We start from the raw sequence: 13,438 nt of genomic DNA, 5'->3' as shown, positions 1-13,438 counted from the left end.
TGTATTTCGAACCCGTTGGCGATCAGCTTTGCCGCCAGCTCGTCGATGACGGATACGAGGGGCCGCGAGGTGCCTATCTCCTTGTTTGGCGAGGCAAGCGTCATCGGCTTGCCTGCGCGTCGTCGATACCACCAGTCCGATTATCACCCTTCGCGATTTCATGCAGGGTTCGGCGCAGCTGTTTGCGGTTTGCTTCGTCATCCTCCGGATCATCGTCGAATAATCCCTGGATCAGGTCCTCACGGACATGAGGCTCAAATTCGATGCCGACCTGCATGCAAGCAGCATCCACGTCTTTGGCAATACGATCGTATCGCCCCTGGTTGATCCCCTCGGGCATGATCTTGCCGCTCATGGCTTCACCGGAGCAAGTCTGGCCTGCGCATCGCTGGCGAGCTTGCGGTAAGCATCCAGCATGGCGAGCGACGTGATCTTGCCGATGTCCGTCGACGTGTAGGCACCGCCAAGCGCGCCGACGCCGATATCGAGGAGGAGACCACCACCGACCAGGCTGACGTCCTTCTTCCGCGCCGATCCGGTCGAGACGACGCGTTGCACGCCTGTTTTCACCTCGACCAGCGAGAGCATGATCTGGCTTTCGAGCGTTTTGGTCTTGAGCCCGAGCGCTGAACCAAATGCACCGCCAACGCCGCCGCCGCCGCCGCGGCTGTTGGCATCGGAGTAGAGAACCTGCGCCTGCAGGAGGTAGTCGGCTGCCGTCAGGGTGGCGCCAGTGAGCGCCTGGCCATTGGCAACGGAGCCGCCGGCGGCGAGTGCCCTTTCGCGCTGAAGCGCGTCGAACCCGCCTCCACGCTCGACGACGAGGAAGCAGTTGGATCGAGCGGCCAGGAGCTTGAGCAGCGGAAGCGGATCAACCTTGGCCGTCGAGCCGCCGTTCTGGCGCTCCGCCATCTGGACCAAGGCGCGCATACCCGGTGGGAGCTGGTCGTCGACGCTCGGTGCCTTGTCCTCAATCAGCGCGACCGTGCCGAGGGGCTGCGTGCATTGAGGAAGCTGCGAGTTCTCATCGACGCCGGTGCCGCCCTGCCCCAACTTCTGAGCCATGGCCGGGGAGGTGATGCAGGCAGCGAGCGTGAGTGCGAAAAGGCAGGTCTTGTTCATCGGTGTTCTCCAGGCGAAGATATCGTGGAAGGTGTCTGTCTGGCGGTCATCGTGCGGGGGGCCCAGACATCGCGAGGCAGGATCTCGGGTTGCTGCTCGAAGGCTTTGCGGATGTGGCGGTGGACGCTCTCGCGGGTCGGCTGCTCGGACGCCGGCAGGCGCAAGGTTGCATAGCCTGCAGCGGCCATCATGCGATCGCGACGGGCATCCTGCTCAGGCCGGTGAGATCGATCGTCCAGCTCGATAAGCATGATGACCTTGCCGCTTCCGCGATCCTCGACAACGAAGTCGACCCGCTTGCTCGAAAACCGGTTGCGTACGGTTGTGGCCTGGGAGCGGTTCAACCCCTTCTTGGGTGCCAGAATCGCACCCATCGAGACCTGCGCGTGGACCCGCGCCCATGGAACCGCGCTTTCGATGTAGGCGATCGTGCGGCGCTCTATGTTCGTCATCAGCGGTGCCGGTCGCACATCGAGAGTTGGTCCGGACGGCCGACCGAGCCATGCTTTCAAGAGTATGGCGATCCCGAAGAGGATCAGGAACGGCACGATGCTGTGCAGGAGGGAGGCGTCAGCCATCGACAAACCCTCCCGACACGCGCTGCGCCGCAGCCACGCGGACCTGAACCCTGGCGCGGTGGAGCCGCAAGCATGTCCCGAACAGCCCGACGAACGTCACGGCGATGCGACCGACGAGGACCGCCGCGAACAAGGCAAAGCCGATGGCGGCGACGTCAGCTAGAAGCTGCTGGCGCGCCGTAATGGCCGCCATCTCTTCGCAACGAGCAGGGTTGTGCACTTCGGCATGGCACGCACGCGGTTGGGTGATGGTGATGGCGTCGGCAAACTCCTGAAGCCCGCCCTGGCGGACGATGGAGGCCAACGTATTGGATGGTTCGATCATGTGTTCGCTCCTCATCGGCTGCGTTCGATGTTGCGTTCGGGTAGGTCGACTTCCTTGGCCGGCGGCGGCATCGTCGGCTCCTTGGCCGTCCCCGAAAGTTCGAGACCATGGCTCGGAAAAGCCGTTTGGGCGGCGCTGCCCATCAAGATGTCCGCTGGAATGGTCTGGCTGAACGTGCCCGCCTTTGAGGTGTCGATGCTGCGGCCAGTGTCGATCGGCTTCTCGCCGATCGTTTCGAGCGCGCTCGACTTGTCTCCCGGGTTGCGGGAGATCGTGCCGAGCAACTCGCTCTTGTCGTTGGTGAAGATCTCGATGTCCGACCGGACCCGGGTCAGCATCACGTAGGTCAGTCGCTGGGTTGCAAGGTTCTGCTCAGCCGAGTGCATCGCACCGATGCCCTTCTCGGTGGTCATGCCTTGCGCCTGGTGCATGTTGATCGCGTAGGAGAGCCCGAGCCGTTCGAGCATCTTGTCCCCTTGCTGAAGCTCCAGGATCTCGCCCTTGGCGTTCTCGACCTTCACGCCGTTCTCGCTGACCGAGAGAACTTTGGCTCCGTCCGAGTTAAGCAGCCCGCGCTCCTTGTCGTTGGCTGTCCAGCGGATCTTGTCGCCCTCGTGAAGGGTCGTATCCATTTTCTCCGATAGGTTCAGCGCGTCCTTCTTGTCGTCCGGACTGATCCGCTGGGGGTCGAACCGGATCTCCTTGCCGCCCTCGTTGCGCAAGACGACGCGGCCCTTCGTATCGGATCCAAGCACGGTGTAGCGGCCACGCGGCAGGCTCACCGTGGGTGAGTTGCGCACGACATCCAAAACCAGACCCGCCTTGTAGGTCTGGGTGTAACGCATCTCCTCGCGCGTGGCGTTGATCTGCTGGAGCGTCGTAAGATCGAGGCCCTCCCCCTTGATCGATCCTTCCGACTTGAGGCCTTCCTGGACGAGCTTGTTGAGCGTGGTGCGTGAGGCACGGCCGGACGCATAGATTGCCGTGTTGTCCCGCTCCTGCGCCGGCAGACTGAGCCACTTCTCCGCGGCCTTTTCAAGGTAGTCGGATCCGTGCGCCTGTACGCGCTCGCCAAGTATGTCGAACGCTTCCCTGAAATTACCCGCACGGCTCAGGGCGGCGACCTGCTGCATGTGTTCGGTCTTTTGGCGCTGGCTGACTTCCAGCTTTGCCATCGCCGGCTGATGCCCTTGCACGCTCTGGAACGCCTTGCCGGCGTCGATGGATTGCAGCTGCTTGAAGTCGCCGATCATGATGAGGCGATCGATCTTCATGGCGTTGGTGATCGTCACGAGGTTGTTCATGGCCTCGCTCGCCACCAGTGAGGCCTCGTCGAGAACGATCACCTTGCCCGCCAACGCAGCGCTCGAAGCGTCAAATTCTGGCCCTCTGCCGGCCAGTGCTCCGCGCAAATGCGCGTTGACGAAGCTGGACACCGTCTGTGTCTCGATCTTTGCCTCGTCACGCAACATGCCGACCATCTTGTTGGCGAAGGCGAGGCCCACCGTTTCGCGCCCCTCTTGTGAGGCGAGCTCCTTGATCGACTGAACCAGAGTGGTCTTGCCGGCGCCGGCGACGCCCTGGATCACCGCGATGCGGTCTGACGTCGATAACGCAAGCGTAGCGGCCGCGAGCTGCTCGCCGTTCAGCTGCTGGCCACCGGTCGTGGTCTTCAGGCGCTCTGCGACCTCGGCGCCAGCGACGATCGGCATCGAGGCTTCGCGGCCCTTGTCGATACCGGAAAGAAGTTGCCGCTCCTGGGCAACGTGTTCCGGGGTGGTGACGTGCGTGAACACGCCATCGATCCGGTCGGTGGCACCTTTGATGAGCTGGCCGCCTTGCGTGAGCGCTGACACGCGCTTCTCGACAGCTTCGATGTTCACACCGGCAAGGCCGAGGTTTAGCGCAGTCTTGTAGATGTCTGTTAGCGAGAAGGCCGCCTCGCGCTGGCCAAGGATCCGCACCGCAGATGCTACGGCCATTTCTGTTCGTAGCTCAGTTGGCGTGAGCGCGACGCGTGCCAAACCCTTCGTAGTGAGGTCATCAGACGGCCGGAGATAATCCCCGATTACCTCTCTCGCATTGGCGATCATTTCCTGCACCATGCTCGCGATGCCAATGGGCCGATCCTGAGATGATCCGGTACGGCCTATCGCTTGAGCGAGGAGATCCTTGCCATCGAAACCGAGGGCGACGGAGCGCGCAACCCACGTCTCACCAAGCTTGCCACGGTCCTCAACCTCCAATTTCGCGTCGCGAGTGTTGACGACCACGCGATCGCGCCCCTTCGGCGTTGTGATCCCAATTTCATTCGCCTTTTCGACGATCTCCTCGCGGCGTTTGCTGAACTCCTGGATTATTTCCTTGGGCACCCCCTTGATCTCGAAAGCCCCATGCTTGCCGGACAGCTGTGTCTCGTAACCAAGCTTACCGAGCTCCTCACGGAAGGCAGCGTGATACGCGGAACCGATCGTGGTGTTGTTCTTCCAAAGTTCGCCGTTCCACAGGCCCTGCCATTTGCCGGCTGCTGTCTTCGTGATCGCCGCTATGACGACGTGGATGTGGCCCTGCGGATCGAGCTTGCGGCTCGTGTCATGCTCGAAAAGTGCATAAACGAGGTTGCCGGTGCGAACCGGCTCGCCGTTCTTGCCGCGGCTATAGTCGCGCGCCTCGGCCATGGTTTTCTCGACCCAACCCATGGTCGCTTTGACGGCGGTCATGTGAGCCTCAAGGATCCGCTTGTCGCCGGCGATGTACGCCATCACGCTCGCGGACTTCGGCATCGAAAACGTCAGGTCGACACCCGTTCGTCGATTGGCAGTCTGGTTGACCAGAGTACCGTCCGGCAGCTTGCCATTCAGGATATTCTCGAAGTCCTCCTTGCTGACCGCACCCGACAGGCCGAGATCCTCGGCACCCTTTCCCGCCCACCCCGTCGCCTCCGACGAGTGCTCGGCAGTGTAGTAGTCGTCCTTGGCAAAGTAGCTTGCAGCGCCACCAGCGGAGCGCACGGATGCAATGGAATGCATGGTTTACATCTCCATCCCAAAATCATCGCCGGCATCCTTGTCGCGGTGTTGATGCTTCTCCTCCTCTTCGAGACCGATACCAAGCCGCTCCTCACGAGCAATAAGGCTTTCCTGCTCCTGGTTCTTGGCTCCGGGCTTGCCACTCTCACGGCGCTGGTCGGACGTTTGGAGCCGCTGAGCTTCGGTGCTGCCAGAGTGGCCTCGCTCGCTGTCTTTCCGTCCGTCGACATCGTCGGGTTGTGCGGCGCGCGGGATGGTACTCATGAACTCGGAAAGCAGCGGATCAGCGTTTGGCGCGGGTCCACTCGGCCCGCCAGTCCCCGGCGCTACAACTGGGCCATCAGTCCTCGGGAATGCCTCGCGCAGTGATGCCGCGTTGAGTTCTGCCTCAGTACGATTCTGACCTTGTGCGGGATCCTGCTCCGGCTGCCGCTCGCCTAGATCGCGCACCTCCTGGGGCTTGCTGTCCGGGGTGTCGCTCTCGCGCCCATCCTCGCCCATGGCATCCGCACCATTGTCTTCAGCAGGCGTGTACTCGGACGCCCGCATCTGGCTAACACGCTCGAAGCCCTTGGCGACCTCAGGATAGGACTGCCAGGTTAGCTTGATCTGGGCTGCCGGGAAGCCATCGGGGAACTTCACGAAGCCATGCAGCGACGGCAGCTCCTTGATGTCATCGGGCATGACCAGGTGCTGCACTTCCTTGCGCGGTGTGATCGTCGATGCATCTCGCGAATTGCTGTATCCGTAGCTATAAGCCTCATCCATCTGCCGTACCTCGCGGCTGCCGATGAAGTCCGAGCAACGCTTGGCAGTCTCGATGTCCGAGGTCGTCAGGATGAGCTTGGTGCGAGCAAGAGATCCCAGGTTGATGGCGCCATTCTCGCCATAGGTTTCCGCCAGCTTTCCAAACGAGTGGATACCCAGCACAAAGGCACCGCCGACCGATCGCGCGGTCTGCAGACCATGCTCGATCGCCGGTAGGCGATGAAGCGCGTGTACCTCGTCCAGCAGGAACCAGGTGCGTACATCGCGGGTCCGGCCGATGCGGAACAGCGCGTTCACCGCAAGGTCCATCCACAGCGTCAACAGCGGTCGGTTCAGCACGAGATCAGGATGGGTCGAGGTGATGAACAGGATCGCACCTTCATCACCCTCCTGCGCCATCCAGCGGTTGATCGAAAAGCCCTCTTGTCCCGGTGCCGGATCGGGTAGGAAGCGTATCGCGTTGGCGTGGGTGTTGAAGGTTGCCCGGATCGACTCCGCCATCTTTGCTGCCTGCGTCGCGACCAGTGGCGCCGCGACGGTGTTCTCGAGTTCCTCGCTGATAGTCTTGAGATCGGCCTGCATCAGGTGATAGGCCAAGGCACCGTTACTGGTCGCGCCCTTCTGAATGAGCTTCATGCACATCTCGACGAAGAGCGTACGGGCGGCCTTTTGCCAGAAGTCATCCTCGGAATTGTGACCACCCGGCACGAGCGCTTCTGCGGCCGACAGAAACTCGGCGTAGTTGTCGCAGTCCGAGAACAGCGTCCACGGCTTGCAGCGCTTGTCCATCGTGTTGAGGATGGTGTCGGTTTCAGGGTTGTAAAAGCTCTCGACGAAGCTTCCGGTCAGGTCGAAAATGACACACCGGTGGCCCCGCGCACGGGCCCGGGTAACCAGCTTCTTCAGTTCGGTCGTCTTACCCGCGCCGGTCGTGCCGATGAACATCATATGGCTTTGCTCGAGCCGCCATGGCACCGGCACGGACGCGAGGCGATAGGGAACGTGGAAGCCCTGTTGAACGCGCTGCCGGATCGGCAGCTTGAGGACCTTGTTCGGATCCACCGCCGGCGAGCGCGCGGCGCATTCCTTGTGGAACTCCCCGCGGTTATGACGTCCGATCTCCTGGGTGAGCTGCTGGCAGGAAATCAGGAGCGCCCCGCGCTCGTGTCGTTCTGTGAGGATCTCCTTGCCGCGCTTCTTGGAGTAGTCGTAGAACCACAGCGTCAATGGGGCACAGATGAACACCGAGCCAAGCCCGGAAGCCAGCAACAGACGCGTCGCCTTGTCCCACGCAGCGACCACAGCTGAATGATACGGCACCCAAGACATCTGCCCAACCACGACTGAATCATCGGGCAATGTCAGGTTGACCTGCTTGTGTGGATTGAGCGACACCCAGTTCCACATTTCCGCATAGATCTTCATCAATACGAGCTGCACTTCGTGCTCGTAAAAATAGAAGTATGAGACGACCGAAAGCAGGATCATCGACGTGGCGAACCACGTCATGATCGGCACGCGCACGCCCGCCCATGTCATCGCCAGTTCGTGTGAAAAAAGCTGCGAGCCGCGCGTGAAGTTTCCTGAGTTCCTGACCACCCTGCCCCGGGCGGAATGATGCTCGATCGTCGCGGCTTTTTTGCTGAAGCGAATGTCTTTCTCAGACATGGTACTGCCTCACATTCTTGGCAGCGGATTCCACTAAAGCTTCGATGTCCTTCTCATCGGTCTGACCTGCTTTGCGCAGACAATCAACGACAAGAATCTCCAGGACCATAAGGATCCTGTTGAGGTTCATACCTTGCGACTTGAGAATGAGGGGTGCGCCGAACTGTATGATGTGTCGAACGGCGTCTGCTCTGTCGCAAGCGCGGAGGCCAGCAACCTCGTCAACCAGGCGCATCTGCTCCGGCGTGAAGCGCACGCCTAGTTGATGCTTCTTAGATGTCTCGTTCATTTCATACTCCGATAGGTTCGGAGCATGGTTCGGTTATCGCACTTCTGGTTTTATAGAGTCGTTTCAGCGATGTCTAGCGGCAGTTTGGTAACATCGGGTAACCTCTATCCTATTGATAAATAGCGCCAAATTAGCGTTTATACGCGCTGGTACCAGATGGGAAGCCGCTACCAGATGGGAACCCGTTGTTTTTGCAGGGTAAACCCTGACGGCCCGCCGTGTAGGGTGTGCTAAAAATAGGGACTGATAGAACTTCCGGTCCTTGTCCTTTCATGATGGGTTCCTTGGAGAGAAGACGGAGCCCCGTTCGGGCCCGGCGGTCGATAGACCGGATCGCTTTGAGCTCGCGTCGTGAGTGCGCATCTGTTCAATCAGATCACGATTTCGGACGTCGGCGTTGGACGAGCCTGGCCTAGCAAGCCTTTCGGCGGTGTCTCAAAAGCGAGCGCCAGTTCGCGATCACTAGGTAAGCTTTGTGCTCTCGCCATCAATGAAAACCGTGATAGGTTTCGCGTCGAGGACGATCGTGATTTGGAGTGTAAGATGGCCGGTAAACTTGAACGCGAACGCGAGGCGATCGCCGCTGCGGAGCGCGAGCTTTTAGAGCGTCGTAACAGGCTCGCAGAGATGGAGCGCGAAGAGCAGGAGAAGGAGCTGCAGCGCCTGGTCAAGCGCCTCTCAATAGAGACGGCAATTGCGGTGCTGACGCGGGTCGTTGAGCTCAAGCCGAAAGCCGCATTGGAAGCGCTCGATGCCGGTTCAAAGAAAGATCGCGCAACGTCGTCAGCGACCGCGAGCAACGACGCAGCTGAAGGCCAGTCGGCAGCTGCGTAAGTGATAATTGTCTGCTGACGATCGTAAGAGCATCATGCAAAAAGTAAGGGCGCTGGAGCTTGCTCCGGCGCCCTTGATGTTGATGGCTTGTTTGGAGGCTATACCCAAGCCAGTTCCGGAGACTGCTCGCCACAATCAGTGTCAGATAGACGCGCGAGGTAGGTGAAGATGTACCCGAGGCCACGTCGGTCGAACGCGTGGTACGCCGCCGGGTGACGCAGCAATGTGTGGAGTTTCGTAAACGGTATGGATCGGTCCTTCGTACGGTCCATACCGAGGCATTCGAAGACTTTGCCGGCCTGCTCATTCGAGACTGCGATCTCGGGCGACAACGCGATGTGCTCGCTGACCATCAAAGTCGCGAAACCATCATCCGATCTGCGGCTGACCCGTATCGCACGACCAAGGAATTGGGCCTCCTCAAAGATTTCGATTATGTCCAACCGATGCTGAAACAGTGCGGCAAATCGGGCAATCGGCACCGCGTTGGCATTGTACTCGAAGTTCAGGGCGATACCATCGGGCTCGCCGTCATCGACGTCACTGTGGATTCCGGCAGATTGGAGCGTCGATCGCAGCGCTGCAAGCTCGCGTGCATTGAGCGCTGCGGGCTTGCTCAAGAGCGTGGTATGGGTGTCGACGATCCGGAAGAAGGTAAGCATCTTTCTCTCTCCAGCTGTAAGGCTGCTCCCTTCCATCCCCCTCCTCTTTCGACCTTGGTCCGGTGCACCGCAGGCGAGCCGGGGCGATGCCACAGGACCGCGCATGCGGGCCGGGGCAAGCCTGCCGGCGATGCCGTGATCCGGCGCAGGCGGACCGTGCGAAGCGAGACGGCCGCAGGGCCGGCAGCGAGCAAGGGACCGCCGCGCCGGCCACTGCCCTCACCGCACGCGTGCGACCTGTCCACGAGCGCACCGCAGGCGAGCCGGGGCGATGCACCGGGGCCGCGCATGCGGGCCGGAGCAAGCCTGCCGGCGATACCGTGATCCGGCACAGGCGGACCGTGCGAAGCGAGACGGCCGCAGGGCCGGCAGCGAGCAAGGGACCGCCGCGCCGGCCACCGCCCTCGCCGCACGCGTGCGACCTGTCCACGAGCGCACCGCAGGCGAGCCGGGGCGATGCACCAGGACGCGCATGCGGGCCGGGGCAAGCCTGCCGGCGATGCCGTGGTCCGGCGCAGGCGGACCGTGCGAAGCGAGACGGCCGCAGGGCCGGCAGCGAGCAAGGGACCGCCGCGCCGGCCACTGCCCTCGCCGCACGCCTGCGACCTCTCCACGAGTGCACCGCAGGCGAGCCGGGGCGATGCACCAGGACCGCGCATGCGGGCCGGGGCAAGCCTGCCGGCGATGCCGTGATCCGGCGCAGGCGGACCGTGCGAAGCGAGACGGCCGCAGGGCCGTCAGCGAGCAAGGGACCGCCGCGCCGGCCACCGCCCTCACCCCACGCGTGCGACCTGTCCGCGAGCGTACCGCAGGCGAGCCGGGGCGATGCACCAGGACCGCGCATGCGGGCCGGGGCAAGCCTGTCGGCGATGCCGTGATCCGGCGCTGGCGGACCGTGCGAAGCGAGACGGCCGCAGGGCCGGCAGCGAGCAAGGGACCGCCGCGCCGGCCGCCGCCCTCACCCCACTCGTGCGACCTGTCCACCAGCGCACCGCAGGCGAGCCGGGGCGATGCACCAGGACCGCGCATGCGGGCCGGGGCAAGCCTGCCGGCGATGCCGTGATCCGGCGCTGGCGGACCGTGCGAAGCGAGACGGCCGCAGGGCCGGCAGCGAGCAAGGGACCGCCGCGCCGGCCACCGCCCTCACCCCACGCGTGCGACCTGTCCACCAGCGCACCGCAGGCGAGCCGGGGCGATGCACCAGGACCGCGTACGCGGGTCGGGGCAAGCCTGCCGGCGATGCCGTGATCCGGCGCAGGCGAACCGTGCGAAGCAAGGCGGCCGCAGGGCCGGCAGCGAGCAAGGGACCGCCGCGCCGGCCACCGCTCTCACCCCACGCGTGCGACCTCGCCACGAGCGCACCGCAGGCGAGCCGGGGCGATGCCACAGGACCGCGTATGCGGGCCGGGGCAAGCCTGCCGGCGATGCCGTGATCCGGCGCAGGCGGACCGTGCGAAGCGAGACGGCCGCAGGGCCGGCAGCGAGCAAGGGACCGCCGTGCCGGCCACCGCCCTTGCCGCACGCCGGCGACGCGGCCCCTATAGGTAAGTGGGGGCCGGGTTATACCAGCCCCCCACGCCTGCCCTTCAGTCGTCGTTGATGTCGAGGTCTTCTTCGCCTTCGTAGTCGCAGTCGGCCCACCAGCAACTCGTTAGCGTGTGTCCTTCGGCGACGTCCGGCTCGGCGGCGGTGAGATGGTCGGTGTTGATGTCCTGCGGCATGTGTAATCTCCTCGTTTAGACGGCGATCGGCGGTCATGTGACCGGGCTCGGGTCAAGGACACGGGCGTAGTCCGTGCCGCGTAGCGGGGATCGGGGGAGCCGATTTTCTTGTCGCGTCAGCGGCGGGAAAATTGGGGGTACCGATCATCCTTGAGGCGAACCGCGGCGCATGACACGATTGGACGACCGGGAGAGGGATGCCCCCTATCGGCGGGGCGCCAGCTATCCGTTTACGGGCCCGGCAAGGCGTAGCGACGTGCAGGCCGGAGGGCCTGTGCAGATGCGAGCGAGCGAGCGGGCGCGTCGCGACCGCGGCGATGGGGCTCGATGCCCCTGAGCCGCGTTGTAGCGCGAGAGAAAGAAGGAAGGAGGCCCGGGCGACTGCCTGAGCCTCCGAGAGGCGCTTACGCCCGTTGGACCGATTGTGCGGGACGCTGGTTGCTCAGCCGGCGAATGTGCAGCGGCACCCCGGCTTGGCGCAGGCGCTGCGCGAGGTTGGACTGGATGCCCGAGCCCTCGCAGACGATGGCCTCGATCGGCCGCAGCTTGATCAGGTTCTCCTTGCGCAGGAAGGGTGCGCGGTTGCCGTGTGCGCGGTTGGGGATGAAGCTGATCGCCTTGACCTTGCGCGCTTGAGCCCATGCGGTGGCGATGGCGTCGACGCCCTTGCGCATCCCGGTCGTGGCCAGGACCATCTCGGGGATCCGGGCCTTGATGTCGTCGAGGATCTCCCAGAGCATCTCGTGGTCGTGCCAGACCTGCCCGCCCGACACGATCACCATCGGACCGGTGGGTGCGTGCTCCTCGTTGCGCTGGCGGTTGCGTGCGGCGAGGAAGTCGCGGGCGTTGATCTGCGAGGCGGTGACCCCGTTGCGCGATACCTGCGATCCGCGCGTGGCGGTGAAGGGCTTGCCGGTCTCGACCCGATAGACGGCCGAGGCGTGCTCGCGCATGGCTTCCAGAGCCTCGCGGCAACCTTGCAGGGTCTGGCAGAGCAGCTGGGTCTCTTCCAGTTCGACGGCGTGGATCTCGGAGGGTTCGTAGTTGCGGGCAAGCTCACCCAGCTTCTTGGCGGCGTCGTCCTCGTGACCTTCGGCCAGGCGCGCGGTCATGTGGAAGGAGTTGACGAAGCCCCACACGATCTGCTGCGCGAACTCCTCCATGCGGGTGTCGCGAAAGACGTCGAAGATCGTGCCGACGGCAAGCTCGACGGCTGCGCGGGCCATGTCCGGATTGGGCATTTCGGTTGCGATCGGCTCTTCGTAGATGCTGAGCTTTGCCATCTCCGAGTGTTCGATGAAGGCGCTGTCATAGCTGTGCTCGTGGGTTTCGTCGGCGCGGGCGATGCGGTCGTTGGCAAGGTTAGCGGCGAGGTCGGCGAAGTTGTTGATCTTGGTCATGAAAGGCCTCCAAAGTTTGACGCTCTCTCATCTCGTTCAGATGAAAGATGAAACTCATCAGGAGGGCCGGTCGCGTCGAGGTCAGGGACGGCCGCAGGCCGCCGCGAAGCGGGGAGTGGGGGAGCCGATTTTGTCGTTGTCCTGGAGCGCAGCGTAGGGGCGGCGGCAAAATTGGGGGGACCGCTCATCCTTGACGGAAGGCGTGCTTGAGGCCCTCATACTACGGCGATGAAGCTTGTCTGATACCGAGATGATAGAGAGTAGTTCGATTTGCCCCGCGCCTCGCGCGGGTTAACAGCAAATCGTCCTTCCCCCCTGTGCCATCGGTTGTTCCGGCGTGATCGAGCATGGCGCAAAGAAGAAGGGCCGCCCGGTTTCCCGAGCGACCCTTGCTTGGTGATCAAGGCTGCGGTCGATTTATCTGGTTAGCTTGCAAGCTTGACGTATCCGGCAATCGTGCCCGCTAAGAGCAGCAGCGAGGCTTGCGATATTACAAGCCATTTGAGCACGTCGATCGAGGTCTTCATACCCGACAATTTGCCTTCGAGGCCACCGAACCTACCATCGATGCCCGACAGCTTGCCGTCAAAGCCTGTGAATTTGCCGTCGAACTTTGCGTCCAAGCTTTTGAAGCCTGCATCCAGCTTCGCCTCGAGCACGCTCTGCATGGCGGTGATGCGGTCATCGTAGTGCTTCATGGCTTCGGATACTGCCATGTCGATGTGCTCCTCGAACGCGTGCACCACCTTCTCGGCGGCGTCGTCGGCGATATTAGCGGACTTCAGAGCCCTGAACAGTGAAACTTGCATGATCGTTCCTCCTTTGTCTTGATGACGGAACCATCGGGTCGGTCGCGCTGGATGGTGTCAGGGACCGCGCAGCGGCCGCGCCAGCGGCGGTAGGGGCAACGATTTTCCGATAGGAAAATGGTGGGACCCTGCCGTCCTTGAGACCGTCCGGCGCGGCCGACACACTAGGACGACTAGAGAGATCCCCCCTTTCGGCAGGACACCCGCGATCTGCCCGTCGGGCACGTCGCGAT

At 62.9% G+C, this 13,438-nt stretch carries 12 protein-coding genes; 1 reads left to right on the top strand and 11 read right to left on the bottom strand.

The features are described 5' to 3' along the window. Positions 1 to 100: 100 nt before the first annotated feature. The 7 genes from ACXJ1Z_RS18990 to ACXJ1Z_RS18960 are packed head-to-tail and all read right to left on the bottom strand — an operon-like array spanning position 101 to position 7,779. The gene (locus ACXJ1Z_RS18990; RefSeq protein WP_463781313.1) at positions 101 to 355 is read right to left on the bottom strand and encodes a hypothetical protein; all 255 of its coding nucleotides are present in this window, start codon (positions 353 to 355) and stop codon (positions 101 to 103) included. Continuing rightward, positions 352 to 1,122, bottom strand: a complete 771-nt coding sequence (locus tag ACXJ1Z_RS18985; protein WP_463781312.1) for a CsgG/HfaB family protein — start codon at positions 1,120 to 1,122, stop codon at positions 352 to 354. Before ACXJ1Z_RS18985 ends, ACXJ1Z_RS18990 begins: the two co-directional genes overlap by 4 nt. Then, a complete protein-coding gene (locus ACXJ1Z_RS18980; protein WP_463781311.1) occupies positions 1,119 to 1,700 on the bottom strand; it encodes a DUF2726 domain-containing protein in 582 nt (193 codons plus the stop codon). The genes ACXJ1Z_RS18985 and ACXJ1Z_RS18980 overlap by 4 nt, the downstream gene beginning before the upstream one ends. Then, positions 1,693 to 2,025, bottom strand: coding sequence for a hypothetical protein (locus tag ACXJ1Z_RS18975; RefSeq protein ID WP_463781310.1), 333 nt, complete (start codon positions 2,023 to 2,025; stop codon positions 1,693 to 1,695). Before ACXJ1Z_RS18975 ends, ACXJ1Z_RS18980 begins: the two co-directional genes overlap by 8 nt. Positions 2,026 to 2,036: 11 nt before the next feature. Continuing rightward, complete coding sequence (gene mobF / locus ACXJ1Z_RS18970) at positions 2,037 to 5,054, bottom strand: MobF family relaxase (RefSeq protein WP_463781309.1); 3,018 nt, start codon at positions 5,052 to 5,054, stop codon at positions 2,037 to 2,039. A gap of 3 nt (positions 5,055 to 5,057) precedes the next feature. Then, positions 5,058 to 7,490 carry a type IV secretion system DNA-binding domain-containing protein gene (locus ACXJ1Z_RS18965; RefSeq protein WP_463781308.1) on the bottom strand — a complete coding sequence of 811 codons (2,433 nt, stop codon included), beginning with the start codon at positions 7,488 to 7,490 and terminating at the stop codon, positions 5,058 to 5,060. Next, positions 7,483 to 7,779 (bottom strand): hypothetical protein, encoded by a 297-nt coding sequence (locus tag ACXJ1Z_RS18960; RefSeq protein ID WP_463781307.1) that lies wholly within the window; start codon positions 7,777 to 7,779, stop codon positions 7,483 to 7,485. The genes ACXJ1Z_RS18965 and ACXJ1Z_RS18960 overlap by 8 nt, the downstream gene beginning before the upstream one ends. Before the next feature lie 351 nt (positions 7,780 to 8,130). Here ACXJ1Z_RS18960 and ACXJ1Z_RS18955 point away from each other — a divergent pair, with 351 nt between their 5' ends. Next, positions 8,131 to 8,613 carry a hypothetical protein gene (locus ACXJ1Z_RS18955; RefSeq protein ID WP_463781306.1) on the top strand — a complete coding sequence of 161 codons (483 nt, stop codon included), beginning with the start codon at positions 8,131 to 8,133 and terminating at the stop codon, positions 8,611 to 8,613. A gap of 98 nt (positions 8,614 to 8,711) precedes the next feature. On the opposite strand, the gene ACXJ1Z_RS18950 is transcribed toward ACXJ1Z_RS18955, so the two are convergent. From ACXJ1Z_RS18950 to ACXJ1Z_RS18935, 4 genes are all read right to left on the bottom strand, one after another. Beyond that, positions 8,712 to 9,275 (bottom strand): hypothetical protein, encoded by a 564-nt coding sequence (locus tag ACXJ1Z_RS18950; RefSeq protein ID WP_463781305.1) that lies wholly within the window; start codon positions 9,273 to 9,275, stop codon positions 8,712 to 8,714. Between the two features lie 1,586 nt (positions 9,276 to 10,861). Then, positions 10,862 to 10,996 carry a hypothetical protein gene (locus ACXJ1Z_RS18945; protein ID WP_463781304.1) on the bottom strand — a complete coding sequence of 45 codons (135 nt, stop codon included), beginning with the start codon at positions 10,994 to 10,996 and terminating at the stop codon, positions 10,862 to 10,864. Positions 10,997 to 11,400: 404 nt separating this feature from the next. Beyond that, positions 11,401 to 12,396, bottom strand: coding sequence for a DUF2493 domain-containing protein (locus ACXJ1Z_RS18940; RefSeq protein WP_463781303.1), 996 nt, complete (start codon positions 12,394 to 12,396; stop codon positions 11,401 to 11,403). Positions 12,397 to 12,821: 425 nt separating this feature from the next. Continuing rightward, positions 12,822 to 13,205, bottom strand: a complete 384-nt coding sequence (locus ACXJ1Z_RS18935) for a hypothetical protein (protein WP_463781301.1) — start codon at positions 13,203 to 13,205, stop codon at positions 12,822 to 12,824. Positions 13,206 to 13,438: the final 233 nt, after the last annotated feature.

The organism is Novosphingobium sp. TK46, assembly GCF_055361525.1.
The sequence above is the reverse complement of the archived record's forward strand: the minus strand, read 5'-3'. Positions and strand labels throughout refer to the sequence as shown.

Bases quoted from the DNA above. Each gene is read 5' to 3' on its own strand.
- ACXJ1Z_RS18990 (WP_463781313.1), bottom strand. From the start codon at position 355: ATGAGCGGCAAGATCATGCCCGAGGGGATCAACCAGGGGCGATACGAT.
- ACXJ1Z_RS18985 (WP_463781312.1), bottom strand. From the start codon at position 1,122: ATGAACAAGACCTGCCTTTTCGCACTCACGCTCGCTGCCTGCATCACC.
- ACXJ1Z_RS18980 (WP_463781311.1), bottom strand. From the start codon at position 1,700: ATGGCTGACGCCTCCCTCCTGCACAGCATCGTGCCGTTCCTGATCCTC.
- ACXJ1Z_RS18975 (WP_463781310.1), bottom strand. From the start codon at position 2,025: ATGATCGAACCATCCAATACGTTGGCCTCCATCGTCCGCCAGGGCGGG.
- mobF (WP_463781309.1), bottom strand. From the start codon at position 5,054: ATGCATTCCATTGCATCCGTGCGCTCCGCTGGTGGCGCTGCAAGCTAC.
- ACXJ1Z_RS18965 (WP_463781308.1), bottom strand. From the start codon at position 7,490: ATGTCTGAGAAAGACATTCGCTTCAGCAAAAAAGCCGCGACGATCGAG.
- ACXJ1Z_RS18960 (WP_463781307.1), bottom strand. From the start codon at position 7,779: ATGAACGAGACATCTAAGAAGCATCAACTAGGCGTGCGCTTCACGCCG.
- ACXJ1Z_RS18950 (WP_463781305.1), bottom strand. From the start codon at position 9,275: ATGCTTACCTTCTTCCGGATCGTCGACACCCATACCACGCTCTTGAGC.
- ACXJ1Z_RS18945 (WP_463781304.1), bottom strand. From the start codon at position 10,996: ATGCCGCAGGACATCAACACCGACCATCTCACCGCCGCCGAGCCGGAC.
- ACXJ1Z_RS18940 (WP_463781303.1), bottom strand. From the start codon at position 12,396: ATGACCAAGATCAACAACTTCGCCGACCTCGCCGCTAACCTTGCCAAC.
- ACXJ1Z_RS18935 (WP_463781301.1), bottom strand. From the start codon at position 13,205: ATGCAAGTTTCACTGTTCAGGGCTCTGAAGTCCGCTAATATCGCCGAC.